Raw genomic sequence first — 16,841 nt, 5'->3', positions numbered from 1 at the left:
GGCTGGTGGCTGATCCTGGTGGCGGTGTTCGTGTGGCTGCAGAAGCGGGGCCGGGTGATCGACACCTATGTGGCGCTGTGGGGCCCCGACCCGCGCCACCCGGGCAACGCCCGGCCCCGGCGGAACCGGGGGCGGGTGCCCACGGGGCGGGTGCCGGGGGAGTAGGGCGTGGATGGGATTCGGACGGGATGCCCTGCCGACACCGCCGGGTGGTCGGCGGGCGTGCGGCCTTCGGCGGCGATGAGACGGTTCCGGACGAGTCCCGTCGCAGATCGCCGTCCTCGGACGATCCCTCGCCACGAAGGGGCCTCGAGCAGGGAACGACACCGGCGCGTGCCGGCGTGACTTGCGACGATCTGCAAAATATGCATTTTGCAGACATGTCCAAGACCTTTACCGCTTCCGACCTCGCTCGCAATGCCGGCTCCCTCCTGGAAGCCGCACAGCGCGGCCCCGTCGAGATCACGAAGCACGGAAAACCCAAATACGTCGTCCTAGCCAAGGACGAGTACGACCGCCTGCGCGGCGCGGCCGATACGCGTATTCCCGGCCGGGTTTCCGAGATGCCTGCCGCGGAAGCGGATTCCATCCTCGCGCAGCTGCGGTCCGAAGGCGTGGATGTCTGACGCGCGGCCGACCGCGCCTCGGGTCGGGGATGTCTGGCGCTATCCCTTCGTCTGGTCGCGTGAGGCGGCCGATGGGGAGACCGAGGGCCGCAAGGACCGCCCCTGCGTCGTTCCGGTCGTCGTCACGACCGAGGAGGGCGGGCCGTTCGTCTATTTCTTGCCGATCACCACGCAGGCCCCGCGGAAAGGGCGGAGCGCGATGGAGGTGCCGCAAACGGAGCTGCGCCGTGCGGGGCTCGCCACGGACGGTCCGTCCTGGGTCATGCTCGACGAGTACAACCGCGACCGACTCGGCGCGTCCTACTACGTCCAGCCGAACGGCTACATGGGCCGGTTCAGTCCGGCCTTCCTCGACCCCCTGCGCCTGCGCTTCGCCCGTCTGGTGGCGGCCCGCGTGTCCGCGGCGGTCGCGCGGGACCGGTGACAGGCGGGCGAGCGCGGGCGGGCCCGTGGCCGAGGGGAACGGCCCGATGGCAGGTCGAGCCAGCTCGACCCCGTAATCGTCCCTTCCGAAAGCACCTGCATCCGATATGCCGCGCGCACCCAAGTCCCACCCCGCCACCCCCCGTTGCACATCCCCCCGATCCGTATAGGCACGCCCGCGAATCGAACCTCGGAGAGATGCCATGACCGAGTGGTGGCGCGGCGCGACGATCTATCAAATCTATCCCCGGTCCTTCCAGGACAGCACCGGCGACGGGGTGGGCGACCTGCCGGGCATTACCCGGCGGCTGGAGCACGTGGCCTCGCTGGGTGTCGACGCGATCTGGCTGTCGCCGTTCTTCACCAGCCCCCAGGACGACATGGGATACGACGTCAGCGATTACTGCGACGTGGATCCGCTGTTCGGCACGCTGGCCGACTTCGACGGCATGGTGGAGCGTGCGCACGAATTGGGGCTCAAGGTCATCATCGACCAGGTGCTGTCCCACACCTCGGACCAGCATCCCTGGTTCGCGGAATCGCGGTCGTCCGCGGACAACCCGAAGGCCGACTGGTACATCTGGGCCGACCCCAAGCCCGACGGCAGCCCGCCGAACAACTGGCAGTCGGTCTTCGGCGGCGCGGCGTGGGAGTACGATCCGCGGCGGCGGAAGTACTACTTCCACAACTTCCTGACGTCCCAGCCGGACCTGAACTTCCACAACCCCCAGGTCCAGGACGCCCTGCTCGACGCGATGCGGTTCTGGCTCGACCGGGGCGTGGACGGGTTCCGCCTGGACACGGTGAACTACTACACCCACGACCCGTCGCTGGCCGACAACCCGCCCGCGTCGCCCGAGAAGTTCGCCGCCGCCGGCGGGACCTATGGGATGCAGGACCACATCCATTCGAAGAACCAGGACGCGAACCTCCGCTTCGTCGAGCGGATGCGCGCGCTGACGGACGAGTACGACGACCGCATGATGGTGGGCGAGATCGGGGACGACGGCGACACCGCGATCGCGTTGATGTCTGACTATACCCGCGGCGACAAGCGGCTGCACATGGCGTACAGCTTCGAGATGCTGGGGCCACACTTCACCGCCCGGCACTTCCGCCACAACATCGAGGGCTTCCAGGAGGGCGCGCCGGACGGATGGCCGTGCTGGTCGTTCTCCAACCACGACGTGGTGCGGCACCCGACGCGCTGGGCCCATTCCGCGGCCTCGCCCGACGCGATCGCGCGGCAGGCCATCGCCATGCTGTCCGCCTTCGAGGGGTCGATCGGGATCTATCAGGGCGAGGAGCTGGGACAGACCGAGACGAAGATGGAGTACCACGAGCTGACCGACCCGCCGGGGCTGCGCTTCTGGCCGGAGAACAAGGGCCGCGACGGCTGCCGCACGCCGATGGTCTGGGAGGGCGGGGACCCCCATGGCGGCTTCACCAAGGGTAAGCCCTGGCTGCCCGTCAAGGCGCCGCAGCTGGCCCATGCCGTCGATGGTCAGGAAGCCGCGAACGACAGCGTGCTGCACCATTACCGCGCGGTGCTGGCCTACCGGCAGGGATCCGCCGCGCTGCGGGCCGGGCGCACCGCCTTCGTGGACCTGCCCGAACCCCTGCTGGCGTTCCACCGCCGGGCGGAGGGGCAGGCGCTGACCTGCGTGTTCAACCTGTCGACGGACACGCACCGGGTGTCCGTGGACGGGGCGGCCGCCCTGGTGGGCCCCGTCGGCGCCACGCTGGCGGACGGGGTACTGGAGCTGGGGCCCAACGGCTGGGCCTATCTCGACGGCGGCGCGGACGCGGAGGTCGCCCTCCAGGCGGCGTGACGGGCCGGCCCGGTTCCCGGGACGCGGGGCCGGGCCGCGGCGAGATTGGTCTTTACAGCGCGTTCCCCCTGCCGCCATCCTGGCGGTCCGGACGGCCCTGCGACGCCGTCCGCATGGGAGGAAGACACATGCGAAGACTGCTGACCGCCACGGCGCTGACGACGATGGCATGGACGGGCGTGGCCCTGGCCGACGGACACGGGATCGGCGCCTGCCTGATCACCAAGACTGACACGAACCCGTTCTTCGTGAAGATGCGCGAAGGCGCCGCCGCCAAGGCGGAAGAACTGGGCATCGCCCTGTCCACCTATGCCGGCCAGGTCGACGGCGACCACGAGACGCAGGTGCAGGCAATCGAGACCTGCATCCTGGACGGGGTGTCGGGCATCCTGATCACGGCGTCCGACACCTCGTCGATCGTGCCCGCCGTGCAGCAGGCGCGCGACGCGGGCATCCTGGTGATCGCGCTCGACACGCCGCTGTCGCCCATCGACGCGGCCGACATGACCTTCGCCACCGACAACTTCCTGGCCGGCGAGCTGATCGGGCAATGGGCGCGCGCCGCGATGGGCGACGCGGCCGAGGACGCTGTGATCGCCACGCTGGACCTGAACGTCAGCCAGCCCACGGTGGACGTGCTGCGCAACCAGGGCTTCCTGCAGGGCTTCGGGATCGACCTGGGCGACCCGAACGTCATCGGCGACGAGGACGACCCCCGCATCGTGGGCAGCGACGTGACCAACGGCAACGAGGAGGGCGGCCGCCGCGCGATGGAGAACCTGCTCGCGCAGAACGGCGACATCAACGTGGTCCACACGATCAACGAGCCCGCCGCGGCCGGCGCCTACGAGGCGCTGCGCGCGATCGGGCGGGAGGACGAGGTCCTGATCGTCAGCGTCGACGGCGGCTGTCCCGGCGTGCAGAACGTGGCCGACGGCGTGATCGGTGCGACGTCGCAGCAGTATCCGCTGCAGATGGCGTCGCGGGGGATCGAGGCCATCGCCCAGTTCGCGGAGGACGGCACGCTGCCCGAGGCGACGGAGGGCAAGGAATTCTTCGACACGGGCGTGGCGTTGGTGACGGACGAGCCGCAGGACGGCGTGGACAGCATCGACGTCGCCGAGGGCATGGACCTGTGCTGGGGCTGACGCCTTCGACGAGGTGAAGCATCGTCATCCCCGGGCGGAGACCCGGGGACCTCTCGTCGCACGACGCGGGAGGTCCCCGGATCAAGTTCGGGGATGACCCATCGCACCCCCGGGGGCGATACGTCTGCAGGGGGAACGCCATGTCCACATCCGACGATTACGAAGGGGCGGCGCGCGGCGCGTCGGGGGACGTCGCGCGGTTCGAGGACGGGCGCCGCGGGCCAGTGGCCGCGTTCCACCACGCCCTGCACACCACGCCCGCGCTGGTGCCCCTGCTGGTGTTGGTGGCGGCGATCCTGGCTTTCGGCGCGCTGGAAGGGTCGCGCTTCTTCAGCCCCTTCGCGCTGACGCTGATCCTGCAGCAGGTTCAGATCGTAGGCATCGTGGCCGCCGCGCAGTCGCTCGTGATCCTGACGGCGGGGATCGATCTGTCGGTGGGCGCCATCGCGGTCATCTCGAGCGTGGTGATGGGGCAGTTCACGTTCCGGTACGGCCTGCCGGTGGAGGTGTCGGTGCTGTGCGGCCTGGCGCTGGGCACGGCGATCGGGACGCTGAACGGCTGGCTCGTGGCCGTCATGAAGCTGCCGCCCTTCATCGTGACGCTGGGCATGTGGCAGATCGTGCTGGCGGCCAACTTCCTGTATTCCGCCAACGAGACGATACGCAGCCAGGACATCGCCGAACAAGCGCCGCTGCTGCAACTGCTGGGCACGACCTACAACCTGGGCAGCGCGCGGTTCACGCTGGGGGTCGTGGTGATGATCGTGCTGGTCGTGGTCCTGGCCTACGTTCTGCGGCACACCGCCTGGGGGCGCCACGTCTATGCCGTGGGGGACGACCCGGAGGCGGCGGAGCTTTCGGGCGTGAACGTGCGGTTCACGCTGATCTCCGTCTATGCCACGGCGGGGCTGATTTGCGGGATCGCGGGCTGGGCGCTGATCGGGCGCATCGGGTCGGTGTCGCCCACGTCGGGGCAGTTGCTGAACATCGAGAGCATCACGGCCGTCGTGATCGGCGGCATCAGCCTGTTCGGCGGCCGGGGGTCGATCCTGGGGACGTTCTTCGGCGCCCTGATCGTCGGCGTGTTCACGCTGGGCCTGCGCCTGATGGGGGCCGACGCGCAGTGGACGTACCTTCTGATCGGCGTGCTGATCATCGCGGCGGTGGCGGTGGACCAGTGGATCCGACGGGTAAGCGCGTGATGACGGAGCAGACGCAAACACAGACGCGAACGGGAGCCATCGGCACGCCCATCCTGACCGCCGAGGGCCTGACCAAGCGGTACGGCCGGGTGACGGCGCTGGACCGGTGCGACTTCGACCTGCGGGCGGGGGAGGTCCTGGCCGTGATCGGCGACAACGGAGCGGGCAAGTCCACGCTGATCAAGGCGCTGTCGGGCGCGGTCGTTCCCGATGCGGGCACCGTCACGCTGGAAGGGCGCGCGGTGCGCTTCGCGTCCCCCATCGAGGCGCGCGAGGCGGGGATCGAGACGGTGTACCAGACGCTGGCCATGTCGCCCGCCCTGTCCATCGCGGACAACATGTTCATGGGGCGCGAGCTGCGGAAGCCCGGCATCCTGGGCACCGTGTTCCGCAAGCTGGACCGGTCCCGGATGGAGGCCATCGCCCGCGAGAAGCTGAACGACCTTGGCCTGCTGACGATCCAGAACATCAACCAGGCGGTGGAGACGCTGTCGGGCGGGCAGCGCCAGGGCGTGGCCGTGGCGCGGGCCGCGGCCTTCGGGTCGAAGGTCATCATCCTTGACGAGCCGACGGCGGCCCTGGGGGTCAAGGAGTCGCGCAAGGTCCTGGACCTGATCCAGGACGTGCGCGCGCGGGGGATTCCGATCATCCTGATCTCGCACAACATGCCGCACGTGTTCGAGGTCGCGGACCGGATCCACGTCCACCGGCTTGGCCGCCGCCTGACGGTGCTGGACCCGAAGGCCCATTCGATGTCGGACGCGGTGGCGTTCATGACGGGGGCGAAGGAACCCGAAGCGGCGTGATCCCGACCGGCCTGGCGGACCGCATCGTGGCCCTGCCGGGTTCGCGGGTCGTCGTCGCGATCGTGGGACCGCCCGCATCGGGCAAGTCCACGTTGGCGGCCGCCTTGGTCGATGCGCTGCCCGGCGCGGCGCTGGTGCCGATGGACGGGTTCCACCTGGACGACGCGGTGCTGGGGCCACGCGGCCTGCTGCCGGTGAAGGGCGCGCCGGAGACCTACGACGTCGGAGGGCTGTCGCGGTTGCTGGACGCCCTGCGCGCCGGTCGGGACGCCTATGCCCCCGTCTTCGACCGGTCGCTGGAACTGTCCCGCGCGGCGGCGCGGCACGTGCCGTTCGGGGCGCGGGTGGTTGTGGTCGAAGGCAACTGGCTGCTGCTGGATGCGCCGGGCTGGCGGGACGTGGGGCCGTTCGACCTGTCGGTCCGGCTGGACGTGCCCGACGACGTGCTGCGCGCGCGGCTGGAGGATCGCTGGGCCGCGCTGGACCCGGCGGCGCGGGCGGCGAAGATCGACGGCAACGACCTGCCCAACGCACGGCGGATGCGGGTCGAATCGCGGGCGGCGGACGTGGTGGTGGAGGGATGAGGGAGGATGTGAGCGTTGGAGCGGCGGCGATGCGGTGGTCTATAACCTATGTGACGTCACTCGTGATGAGAGCGCGAATGTGCCACAAGAAGCCATGACCTCGCGGCCCGTCGCCCTCATCACTGGCGCCTCGAAGGGCATCGGCGCCGCCACTGCCCTTGCCTTCGCTGAGGCGGGCTACGACGTCTGCGTGAACTGCACGTCTGATGTCGCAGGAGCTGAGAGGATTGCGGAGCGCTGCGGTGGCGCCGGGGCGCGTGCGGTCGTCGCGTGCGCGGACGTCTCAGATCGCAGCGCGGTGCGCGAGATGTTCGCCGCCTGCGATGCGGCACTCGGCTCCGTCGCGGTCCTCATCAACAACGCGGGCATCATCGGCGGGACGAGCGCACTGCCCGATCTTACTGTGGACGCCTTGCAGGCGACCTTCGCCACCAATGTCTTCGGCACCATGTACTGCCTGCAAGAAGCAGCTGAACGCATGCGGCGCGACCGCGGTGGCGGTGGCGGCACCGTCGTGAACATGTCTTCGCTTGCGGCGACGCTCGGCTCGCCGGGCGAATACGTGCATTACGCGGCCTCGAAGGGCGCTGTGGAGACCTTGACGATCGGCGCGGCCAAGGAACTGGGGCCGCTGGGCATCCGCGTGGCGGCCATCCGCGTCGGCACGACCGCGACCGACCTGCACGCGCGCGAGGGCAACCCGGACCGTCCGGCGACCGTCGCGGCCGCCACCCCGCTTGGACGCATCGCCGAGGCGTCCGACATCGCCCAGGCAGCGGTCTGGCTCGCATCGCCGAATGCTGCCTTCGTGTCCGGCACGACGATCACGGTCGCCGGAGGACTGGCGCCCTGAGATCGAGCCTGTTCCAAGAGTGCATCCTTGCAGAACACCTCCGTGATGCGCTGTTTGCGTTCGACATGGGTCCTTTCAAGTATTTCGGTCCATCGCCATGAGGTGACCTAGACCCAAATCGAACCGTTCATCGCTCCGATCGAAGCAAGGCGTACGGACGGTCACGGCGAGTGACGGCGTGCTAGTTGCGTGGCGTAGCGAAGACGCGGATCTGTCGGCGGTTCGCGCGGCCGTCTTGATTGACGAAAGGGGACTTTCCGGGAATCGCGACACGATCGAGGCGGAGGCAGGACCGGCATCTTTGAGGCGGCTCCAATCATCGTCGTGGCGGTGTCGTGCGCTCGATCGATGACGCAATTTACGTATTCGTCGAATGGCATTCGGAAACCTTCGAGTTACTCGGCAGGCATGCGCAAGGAGTCCCTGTCGACAGGTGCCCGACCGTGACTGGAACCGATATCGACATGCTTGTGGGATCTCCGAACCAAGCCATGGAGGTGTTCACCATCGAGGGTACATCCGAACCCAGCATCGCCCTGCCAATCCGAACCGGACACCACAGTGATCGATTATCAGAGACTTAACAGGGATAACCTGCTCGTCGCGCTCGCGGTGCGGTCCTGCATCGGGGCGATATCGTCCAACATGCGCATGATCTCGTTCGCGCAGGACGGGGATAGGATCGATATGTTCTTCGATCTGAGGCACGACGTGGAGGAGGATCGAGAGGAGGCCGCCGACATGGCCGACGAACTGGCGATCCTCACGGAACGGTTTCGGGTTGTGCCCCATATCTGCATCGTGGGGGACGTGCATCTCGCCGTACCGGGCCCGGACCGGTTCGTCATCCACAAGCAGCGGCAACCCGACCACCCAGGTTGATCCGACGGTGGGAGCGGGGGAACGAAGCGTCCGAGGTTCGTGCCCTTCCGTGAACCCGAAACGAGCGGTCGCGATGTCGTCGTTTCCGGATCTCGGCGATTTCCGGTCAGCCCGCCGCCTCAGCCTCCCACCGCCTCCCGATACCACGCTCGCAGGAGCGCGCGTTCCTCGGGCTCGATGCCGGTCAGGTTGCCGGGCGGCATGGCGTGGGTGGCGCCGGCCTGGAGGTAGACTTCGCGGGCGTGGGCGGCGATGTCGGCGTCGGTTTCCAGAAGCACGCCCTTCGGCGCCCAACGGATGCCGGGCCAGAACACCTCGCGCGCGTGGCACATGGAGCAGCGGCCGCGCACGACGTCCGCGGCGTCGGCGAACTGGGCGGCGTCGGCGAACCGCGCCTCCACCGGGCGCAGCGGGCGGTCGGCGTCGTCCCAGCGCAGGGGCGCGGTGGACAGCCAGGCGATGCCGACGAAGGCCACCGCGGTGGCGATCCAGGTCCACCACAGGTGTCGCCCCGTCGCGTGGAGCGTGTTGAAGTAGTGCCGGATCAGGACACCGACCAGAAAGATGGCCGCGCCGATGATCCAGGCCGTCTCTACCCCGAAGGCGAGGGGGTAGTGGTTGGACAGCATAAGGAACAGGACCGGCAGCGTGAGGTAGTTGTTGTGCAGGCTGCGCAGCTTGGCGATCTGGCCGTACTTGGCGTCCGGGCGGCGGCCCGCCTTCAGATCGGCGATCACGACGCGCTGGTTGGGCATGATGACGAAGAACACGTTCGCCGTCATGATCGTGGCCGTCATCGCGCCCAGATGCAGCAGCGCCGCGCGTCCGGTGAAGATCTGGTTCAGCGCCCAGCTCGCCGCGACGATGCCCGCAAACAGGACCAGCATCACCGCGGCGGGGTTCGTCCGCAGGGGCGAGCGGCACAAGGCGTCGTAGCCCAGCCAGCCGGCCGTGATGAACAGCGCGGACAACCCGATGGCCTGCCACAGCGACAGGTCGGCCTTGGCCGGGTCGATCAGGTACAGCTCCGCCCCCGCCCAGTAGACGATCATCAGCAGCGCCGCGCCCGACAGCCACGTCCAGTAGGACTGCCATTTGTGCCAGGTCAGATGCTCCGGCAGGCGGTCGGGGGCCACGGTGTACTTCGTGGTGTGGTAGAAGCCGCCGCCATGCACCTCCCACTCCTCGCCCGACGCGCCTTCGGGCATGCCGGGGCGCTTGCGCAGCATCAGGTCCAGCGCGATGAAGTAGAAGCTGGCCCCGATCCAGGCGATGGCGACGATGACGTGCAGCCACCGCACCGCGAAGGCGAGCCAGTCCCACATGATCGCGACGTCGTGCATGGGGGCGTTCAACCCCGGCTTGCGGGCGGGCGCAAGCCGGGGTTTCGTCGCGCCGACCGAAGGGGAATGCCGATGCCCGAACGATACCGCCGCGACCTGCTGGGCCACGGGCCCGTGCCCCCCGACCCCCAATGGCCCGGCGGGGCCCGCGTGGCCCTGTCGCTGGTCGTCAACTACGAGGAAGGGGCCGAGAACAACGTCCTGCACGGCGATCCCGCGTCGGAGGCGTTCCTGTCGGAGATCACGGCCGCGCAGCCCTGGCCCGGGCGGCGGCACTGGAACATGGAGTCGCTCTACGAATACGGGGCGCGGGCCGGGTTCTGGCGCCTGATGCGCACGCTGCGGGGGCGGGCGGTGACCTGCTACGGCGTGGCGGGCGCGCTGATGCGGGGGCCAGCGCAGGTCGAGGCGATGCAGGACGCCGGATGGGAGATCGCGAGCCACGGGCTGGCCTGGGTGGAGCACGCGCAGATGCCCCCGGAGGCGGAGCGCGTCGCCATCGACGAGGCCTTGCGCCTGCACGTCCAGGCGACCGGCGCGCGGCCCGAGGGGTGGTACACCGGGCGGTGTTCCGAGAACACGGTGCGGCTGGTCCACGAGGCCTGCACGCCACTCTACGTCAGCGACAGCTATGCGGACGACGTACCCTACCGGGTGCGGATCGGGGAGGGGACGCAACTGGTGCTGCCCTATACGCTGGATGCAAACGACATGCGCTTCGCCATCCCCGCGGGCCACGCCGACGCCGCGTCGTGGGAGCGATACCTGCGCGACAGCTTCGACTGCCTGCACCGGGAAGGCGGGCGGATGATGACCGTGGGCCTGCATTGCCGGCTGGCGGGGCGCCCCGGGCGGGTGGAGGGCCTGCGCCGGTTCCTGGACCACGTGGACGCGAAGGGCGGCGCCTGGATCGCCACGCGCGCCGACATCGCGCGGCACTGGAACGCGCACGTGCCCCCGGACGGGCCCGTGGCCGCCCTGTCGGATGCGCCGGTGGGCGCGGGCCCCATGGCGCACGAACTGGACCGGGACGCCTTCGTGGCGCGGTTCGGTGGCGTGTTCGAGCATTCGCCCTGGGTCGCGGAACGGGCCTGGGCCCTGGAGATGGGGGCCGGGCATCACTGTCCCGCGGGGATCCACGCCGTGTTGCGTGCCGCGTTCCGAACCGCCCCCTGGGACGATCGATTGGCCGTGCTGCACGCGCATCCCGACCTGGCGGGCAAGCTGGCGCGGGCGAGGCGGCTGACCGACGCCTCCACCGCCGAGCAGGCCAGCGCGGGGCTGGACGCGCTGACCGACGCCGAACGCGAAGGGTTCGAGCAACTGAACGCCGCGTACATTGCGCGCCACGGCTTTCCGTTCATCATCGCCGTGCGGGACCACGACAAGGCGGGCATCCTGGATGCCATGCGCGCCCGCGTGGCCCACGATACGGAAACCGAGTTCGCGGAGGCCTGCCGGCAGGTGGAACGCATCGCCCGCCTGCGGCTGGACGCGATGGCATGGTGAGGGAGGTCCGCGCCCGCCCGATGGACGAGGCCGCCTTCGCGCCCTTCGGCACAGTGCTGGCCGCCGGGCGGGGGGCGGCGCGGTCGATCAACGCGGGGCTGTGCACGCGCTGGCACGATCAGGCGCGCGCGGACGTCGTGGACGGAGCGGTGTCGCTGTCGGTGTTCGAGGCGCAGCCGCGGACGCTGCCCCACGACCTGGATCTGATCGAGCGGCATCCGCTGGGCAGCCAGGCCTTCCTGCCGCTAACAGGCCATCCGTTCCTCGTGGTGGTGTCGGACGGGCCGGAGGCCCGGCCCCTGGCCTTCGTCACGTCCCCCGGCACGGGCATCCAGTTCTACCGCGGGACATGGCACGGCGTCCTGACGCCCCTGCACGCGCCGGGGCTGTTCGCCGTGGTGGACCGGGTGGGCGAGGGCGCGAACCTGCAGGAGCATCGCTTCGACGCGCCCTGGCGGGTGACGGGGGCTTAGCGGCCGCGCAAAAAAGAACCCGGGCGCGAAGGCCCGGGCAAGTCCAACAGGGAGGTGCGCCTGATCTGGACCGCAGACGCCACGGTGTCTTTACGTGTTAACGGTAAACCGCTAACGCGGGGTAAATCCAGCCCCGGCCACCCGGTCCTTTTCAATACGACAGAAGGTGGGGCCGGAATGTCACGCTATCAGTCGATAGCCGCCCGATTCCGTCACCAGCAGGCGGGCGTTCGACGGGTCGGGTTCGATCTTCTGGCGCAGTCGATAGATGTGGGTCTCGAGCGTGTGGGTGGTCACGCCGGCGTTGTAGCCCCAGACCTCGTGCAGGAGGACGTCGCGCTGCACCGTGCCGTCGCCCGCGCGGTACAGGAACTTCAGGATGTTGGTCTCCTTCTCCGTCAGACGGATCTTCCGATCGTCCTCGGTGATGAGCATCTTCGTCGACGGCTTGAACGTATAGGGGCCCAAATTGAACACCGCATCCTCCGACTGCTCGTGCTGTCGCAGTTGCGCGCGGATCCGGGCCAGGAGGACGGGGAACTTGAAGGGCTTGGCGATGTAGTCGTTCGCGCCCGCGTCGAGCCCCAGGATCGTGTCGGCGTCCGTGTCGTGCCCGGTCAGCATGACGATGGGGCACTTGACCCCCTGCTTGCGCATCAGGCGGCACAATTCGCGACCGTCGTTGTCGGGCAGGCCCACGTCCAGGACGATCAGGTCGTAGAGCTGCTCCTTCGCGCGGGACATGCCGGCAGCGCCCGAATCGGCTTCGAAGACGTCGAACTCCTCCGTCATGACCAGTTGCTCGGCCAACGCATCGCGCAGGTCGTCGTCATCGTCCACCAGCAGTATCTTCTTCAGGTTCGCCATGTCGTTGTCTCCCACGTCCGTTCCCAGTGGTCTGGACCAGGAAACGCGGTCCGCCAATGGGCCGGGCAGGAACCTCACGCGCGGGTCACGGGGTCGTGTCGCCAAGGCGGCCTTTGTTTCATATGGGGGGAGCCGGGTCCGGTCCGGGCCCTGCGATTGAAACACGGGAAATGCGCCCATGCCCCTGTCCCCCGACGCGACGGAGCTTCGCGCGCGTGCCGTGGCCGACCTGCGCGTCGGGCTGCCCGTCGCGGTGGGCGGCACGTTGTTCGCCGCGGTCGAGACGGTGTCGCCGGCGCGGGTGGACGCGATGCGGGCGCTGGGCCCCGTCGATGTCGCCGTCACGGCGCGGCGGGCGGCGACCCTGCGGATGCGTGCGTATGACGGGGATCTGGCGCGCGTGGGGCTGCCCGAGGGGGCCGAGCCCGGCTGGCTGCGCGCGGTCGCGGATCCGGCCCGGGACCTGGCGCATCCGATGAAGGGACCGTTCGACGCGCGCCGCGGTGGCGATGCGCGGCCCTGGCGCGTGGCGTTGGGCCTGGCGAAGGCGGCGCAACTGCTGCCTGCGGTGGTGGGCGTCGCGGCGGCCCCCCCGCCGGGCGTCACGGTCCTGCCCGTGGACGGGGTGGCGGCGCACGGGGTCGTGGCCGACGTGGCCGCCGCCCGCCTGCCCACGGCCCTGGCGGGGGCGGGGCGGCTGCACGTCTTTCGCGACGACGCGACCGGCTTGGAGCACATGGCCTTCGAGGTGGGGCAGGTGGACCGCGCCGCGCCCGTCCTGGTCCGGCTGCATTCGGCCTGCTTCACGGGCGACGTGCTGGGCAGCCTGAAATGCGATTGTGGCCCCCAGTTGCACGCGGCTCTCAGCGCGATGCGCGGGCCCGGGGGCCTGCTGCTGTACCTGATGCAGGAGGGGCGGGGCATCGGCCTGGCGAACAAGATGCGGGCTTATGCGCTGCAGGATCAGGGCTTCGACACCGTGGAGGCCAACCATCGCCTGGGGTTCGAGGACGACGAGCGGAACTTCGACCTGGGCGCGGCCCTGCTGAAGCGGCTGGACGTGGGGACGGTCCGGCTGATGACGAACAATCCCCGCAAGCTGCGTTGGATGGTGGATCGCGGCATCGAGGTCGTCGAACGCGTGCCGCTGCACGCGGGCCGCGGGGCGCAGAACGCCGGATACCTCGACGTGAAGCGATCGAAGTCGGGGCATCTGGAATGACGCCGGGGGACATGGTGCTGACGCCGGCGGGGCTGCGGCTCAGGGGGCGCCGCGTTCCGTGCGCCATCGGGCGGGGCGGGGTGGTGGCAGCCAAGCGCGAAGGCGACGGCGGCACGCCCGCGGGCACGCACCGGGTGGCGGGCCTGCTGTACCGGGCCGACCGCATCGCCCGCCCCGCGCCATGGGCCGTGCCGATCGGACCGCGCGACCTGTGGTGCGACGACCCGGGCCATGCGCGTTACAATCACCGCGTCCGCGCACCCTTCGCCGCGTCGGCCGAACGGCTGTTCCGGGCGGATCGCCTATACGACCTGGTGCTGGTCATAGACTGGAACTGGCCCGATGCCGTTCCCGGACGGGGCAGCGCAATCTTCCTGCATCGCTGGCGGCGGCCCGGCATTCCGACGGAAGGATGCGTCGCGGTCGCGCCGGGGGACCTGAGGTGGCTGGTCCGGCATGCGGGACCGGGGACGCGGTTGATCGTGCGCTAGCGACCGGGCCCGCCGTTCTCGCGTCACCTCAGGCGGTCACCCGGTCGCCGAAGATCGCCGATCCGACGCGGACATGGGTCGCGCCGAAGGCGATCGCCTGCTCGAAGTCGGCGGACATGCCCATGGACAGGCCCGTCAAGCCGTTGCGTTCCGCTATCCTGGTCAGAAGGGCGAAATGCAGGCTGGGAGCCTCGTCCGCGGGGGGGATGCACATCAGGCCCTTCACGGGCAGGTCCAGCGCGCGGATGTCCCGGATCGCGGCATCGGCGTCCGCGGGGGGAATGCCAGCCTTCTGGGCCTCCTCCCCGGTGTCGATCTGCACGAACAGATCCGGGCTGCGCCCTTCCTGTCCGGCGATGTCGGCGATGCGGGTCGCCAGCTTGAGGGAATCGACGCTGTGGATGGCGTCGAACAGTTGCACGGCGGCGCGCACCTTGTTCGACTGCAGGGGGCCGATCAGGTGCAGGTCCACCCCATCATAGGCGTCCCGCCAGGCGGGCCACTTCCCCTGGGCCTCCTGGACGCGATTCTCGCCGAAGGCGCGGTGGCCGGCATCGAGGACGGCCTGCACCCGGTCGGGGGGCTGCATCTTGGACACCGCGATCAACGTGATCTCGGCCGGGGACCGGTCGGCGGCGGCGCAGGCGGCGTCCAGCCGGGCAGTGATGGCGGGCAGGGTCATGCGCCGTGGGTGCAAAAAGAAAAGAGCGGGCGCAAGGCCCGCTCTCTCCGACGTCTCGGTGATCCGGGTGGATCAGAACGCCATGGACACGCCGAACGAGTAGCTTTCCTCGTCGTCGCCGTCGCCACGGACGTCGCTGTTGCCGTAGCCGAGGCGGACCACGGCGCCGCCGCCCAGGTCGTAGCCGGCCGTCAGACCGTAACCGCTGGAGTCGTCGCCATCGTCGTAGTCGTAGTCACCGTAGTTGGCCGACAGCGAGATCGCCCCGACGTTGTAGCCGATGCCGACGCCGATGTGGTCGTAGCTGCTGGAATCGTCACCGTCGAAGTCGACCTCCAGGTAGGAGATGCCGGCCTGGAAGTCGCCGAAGCTGCCGTTCAGCGAGACGCCCAGCGCGTCGCGGTCGTTGTCGCCCACTTCGCTCGCCTGGTAGCCGATGCCGAAGCCGACGGTGCCGCCGCCGAAGGAACCTTCGTAGCGGGCGCCGATGCCCAAGACGGGGTCGCTGTCGTCGCTGTCGTCGTCATCGTCGTCGATCTCGGCCGAGATGGCGAAGCTGAACGCGTCGAGCGTGTAGTCGTACCGCAGGACCTGACCGCCGAACGTGCCGTCCAGCGCGCTGTTGCCGTTCCAACCGGCGTGCGAAGTCTCGTCCTCGTTGATCGAGCCGTTGCTGAAGCCGACCTCGGTCAGCGCGAAGTCCAGCGCGCCGTCGGTGTCGCCCATCGTCAGGGTACCGAAGGCGCCCGAGATGAACACCGTGACGCCCATGTCGTCACGCTCGTTGCCCAGGTTAGGGGCTTCGTCGAGGTCGACGGTCGCACCGAAGGCCAGGCCGCCATCCGTTTCGCCGGTCATGGTGAAGCGGACGTCGACGTCCTGCAGGAACTCGGTGTCGCCACCGGTGCCGCCGGACACGCCGGCGCCGTCGCCGGCAACGCGGTTCGTGACGCCCGTGGCGGCGTCGGTCGTGGTGCCGTCGCGGTCGGAGTTGACGATACCCATGGACGCGGAGCCGGAGATGGCCACGTTGGCGTTCTGGGCGGCCGCGAAGCCGGCCGTCATCACCAGAGCGGTGGAGGCGAAGAGAATCTTCTTCATGATTTTCCCTCAGAGTTAAGTCTGTCCGTCCCCACTATCCCCACCTCGGGAAATGCGTCGGGCGTGCCGTTCGTTTCGTGGATCGGGCCCTGTCCTGCAAGGAAGCCGGGCGGACGCCGACCAAGATGCGACGTCCTTGGTGCATCTGTGCCACAGTGATTTCGAAGGCCGCGCGGACGGGCCCGGGGGCCGGGCGATCAACGCCCTTGGCACGTGGGCGGGCGCGCGGTAATGCGGATGCCGCGGGCCGGGGGCCCACGACCGGAAAGGGGACGTCCATGGCCACACCGTATCGCAGCGCGCGGATCGCGCGCACCGGCGCGGCGGCCCTCGTCCTGGCCATGGTCGCCGCCTGCTCGGGCGGCGCCCAGCGGTCTGCCGACGAGATCATCGAGCGGGAGCGCATCTCGCGTGGGGACCTGATCGCGGGGGAGCGCCGATCGTCCTTCCTGGACCTGTTCCGCAACGAGGCCGATCCCAACACCACATTGGAGGTGAACCGCTATCTCTGGGCGGCGTCGCTGGACGTGCTGTCCTTCATGCCGGTCGCCAACGCGGACCCGTTCAGCGGGATCATCCAGTTCGGTTACGGCACGCCGCCGGGCGGGGGCCGTGCGTACCAGGCCACCGTCTACGTCCAGGACCCCGCGCTGGACGCGCGCAGCCTGAACGTGGCGCTGCGCACCCGCGGCGGCGCCGTCGACCGCCAGACGTCTCGCGCCATCGAGGACGCGATCCTGACCCGCGCGCGGCAGCTCCGCATCCAGGACAGCCGCCTGTAACACCACAGTCGCGCC

General features: G+C 69.5%; 18 protein-coding genes. 14 read left to right on the top strand and 4 right to left on the bottom strand.

What is annotated here, in order from left to right:
- Positions 1 to 380 precede the first annotated feature (380 nt).
- The 9 genes from P0084_RS12375 (at position 381) to P0084_RS12335 (ending at position 8,356) form a co-directional block, all read left to right on the top strand.
- Complete coding sequence (locus P0084_RS12375; RefSeq protein WP_308917164.1) at positions 381 to 626, top strand: type II toxin-antitoxin system Phd/YefM family antitoxin; 246 nt, start codon at positions 381 to 383, stop codon at positions 624 to 626.
- The gene (locus tag P0084_RS12370) at positions 619 to 1,050 is read left to right on the top strand and encodes a hypothetical protein (RefSeq protein ID WP_308917163.1); all 432 of its coding nucleotides are present in this window, start codon (positions 619 to 621) and stop codon (positions 1,048 to 1,050) included. The genes P0084_RS12375 and P0084_RS12370 overlap by 8 nt, the downstream gene beginning before the upstream one ends.
- 202 nt (positions 1,051 to 1,252) lie before the next feature.
- On the top strand, positions 1,253 to 2,881 hold the full coding sequence (locus P0084_RS12365; RefSeq protein ID WP_308917162.1) for an alpha-glucosidase: 1,629 nt from the start codon (positions 1,253 to 1,255) through the stop codon (positions 2,879 to 2,881).
- A 128-nt stretch (positions 2,882 to 3,009) separates the two neighbouring features.
- Positions 3,010 to 4,029 (top strand): sugar ABC transporter substrate-binding protein, encoded by a 1,020-nt coding sequence (locus P0084_RS12360; protein WP_308917161.1) that lies wholly within the window; start codon positions 3,010 to 3,012, stop codon positions 4,027 to 4,029.
- A 140-nt stretch (positions 4,030 to 4,169) separates the two neighbouring features.
- Positions 4,170 to 5,231: an ABC transporter permease gene (locus P0084_RS12355; protein ID WP_308917160.1), complete on the top strand. Its 1,062-nt coding sequence runs from the start codon at positions 4,170 to 4,172 to the stop codon at positions 5,229 to 5,231.
- A complete protein-coding gene (locus tag P0084_RS12350; protein ID WP_308917159.1) occupies positions 5,231 to 6,037 on the top strand; it encodes an ATP-binding cassette domain-containing protein in 807 nt (268 codons plus the stop codon). The genes P0084_RS12355 and P0084_RS12350 overlap by 1 nt, the downstream gene beginning before the upstream one ends.
- Positions 6,034 to 6,621, top strand: a complete 588-nt coding sequence (locus tag P0084_RS12345; RefSeq protein WP_308917158.1) for a nucleoside/nucleotide kinase family protein — start codon at positions 6,034 to 6,036, stop codon at positions 6,619 to 6,621. Before P0084_RS12350 ends, P0084_RS12345 begins: the two co-directional genes overlap by 4 nt.
- A gap of 94 nt (positions 6,622 to 6,715) precedes the next feature.
- On the top strand, positions 6,716 to 7,474 hold the full coding sequence (locus P0084_RS12340; RefSeq protein WP_308917157.1) for an SDR family oxidoreductase: 759 nt from the start codon (positions 6,716 to 6,718) through the stop codon (positions 7,472 to 7,474).
- 561 nt (positions 7,475 to 8,035) lie between these two features.
- The gene (locus P0084_RS12335) at positions 8,036 to 8,356 is read left to right on the top strand and encodes a hypothetical protein (RefSeq protein ID WP_308917156.1); all 321 of its coding nucleotides are present in this window, start codon (positions 8,036 to 8,038) and stop codon (positions 8,354 to 8,356) included.
- Between the two features lie 119 nt (positions 8,357 to 8,475).
- Here P0084_RS12335 and P0084_RS12330 read toward each other — a convergent pair whose 3' ends face one another.
- Positions 8,476 to 9,699 carry a urate hydroxylase PuuD gene (locus tag P0084_RS12330; protein WP_308917171.1) on the bottom strand — a complete coding sequence of 408 codons (1,224 nt, stop codon included), beginning with the start codon at positions 9,697 to 9,699 and terminating at the stop codon, positions 8,476 to 8,478.
- A 72-nt stretch (positions 9,700 to 9,771) separates the two neighbouring features.
- On the opposite strand from P0084_RS12330, the gene puuE reads away from it, so the two are divergent.
- Together puuE and P0084_RS12320 are read left to right on the top strand one after the other, a co-directional pair.
- Positions 9,772 to 11,208: an allantoinase PuuE gene (gene puuE, locus P0084_RS12325; protein WP_308917155.1), complete on the top strand. Its 1,437-nt coding sequence runs from the start codon at positions 9,772 to 9,774 to the stop codon at positions 11,206 to 11,208.
- On the top strand, positions 11,202 to 11,681 hold the full coding sequence (locus P0084_RS12320) for an ureidoglycolate lyase (protein WP_308917154.1): 480 nt from the start codon (positions 11,202 to 11,204) through the stop codon (positions 11,679 to 11,681). Before puuE ends, P0084_RS12320 begins: the two co-directional genes overlap by 7 nt.
- Before the next feature lie 180 nt (positions 11,682 to 11,861).
- Here the strand turns inward: P0084_RS12320 and P0084_RS12315 are convergent, their stop codons facing one another.
- Positions 11,862 to 12,548 (bottom strand): response regulator transcription factor, encoded by a 687-nt coding sequence (locus P0084_RS12315; protein WP_308917153.1) that lies wholly within the window; start codon positions 12,546 to 12,548, stop codon positions 11,862 to 11,864.
- Positions 12,549 to 12,726: 178 nt separating this feature from the next.
- Between P0084_RS12315 and ribA the strand changes: the two genes are divergently transcribed.
- The gene (gene ribA / locus P0084_RS12310) at positions 12,727 to 13,770 is read left to right on the top strand and encodes a GTP cyclohydrolase II (protein ID WP_308917152.1); all 1,044 of its coding nucleotides are present in this window, start codon (positions 12,727 to 12,729) and stop codon (positions 13,768 to 13,770) included.
- The gene (locus P0084_RS12305) at positions 13,767 to 14,261 is read left to right on the top strand and encodes a L,D-transpeptidase family protein (RefSeq protein ID WP_308917151.1); all 495 of its coding nucleotides are present in this window, start codon (positions 13,767 to 13,769) and stop codon (positions 14,259 to 14,261) included. The genes ribA and P0084_RS12305 overlap by 4 nt, the downstream gene beginning before the upstream one ends.
- A 28-nt stretch (positions 14,262 to 14,289) precedes the next feature.
- Here P0084_RS12305 and P0084_RS12300 read toward each other — a convergent pair whose 3' ends face one another.
- The gene (locus P0084_RS12300; protein ID WP_308917150.1) at positions 14,290 to 14,943 is read right to left on the bottom strand and encodes a YggS family pyridoxal phosphate-dependent enzyme; all 654 of its coding nucleotides are present in this window, start codon (positions 14,941 to 14,943) and stop codon (positions 14,290 to 14,292) included.
- A gap of 72 nt (positions 14,944 to 15,015) precedes the next feature.
- Complete coding sequence (locus P0084_RS12295) at positions 15,016 to 16,044, bottom strand: porin (protein WP_308917149.1); 1,029 nt, start codon at positions 16,042 to 16,044, stop codon at positions 15,016 to 15,018.
- A 278-nt stretch (positions 16,045 to 16,322) separates the two neighbouring features.
- Between P0084_RS12295 and P0084_RS12290 the strand changes: the two genes are divergently transcribed.
- Positions 16,323 to 16,826: a DUF3576 domain-containing protein gene (locus P0084_RS12290; protein ID WP_308917148.1), complete on the top strand. Its 504-nt coding sequence runs from the start codon at positions 16,323 to 16,325 to the stop codon at positions 16,824 to 16,826.
- The last annotated feature ends 15 nt before the right edge of the window (positions 16,827 to 16,841 follow it).

This window comes from Jannaschia maritima (assembly GCF_030973515.1).
Taxonomy (GTDB): domain Bacteria; phylum Pseudomonadota; class Alphaproteobacteria; order Rhodobacterales; family Rhodobacteraceae; genus Jannaschia; species Jannaschia maritima.
Note: the sequence above shows the minus strand (reverse complement) of the source record. Positions and strands in the feature narration are given on the sequence as shown.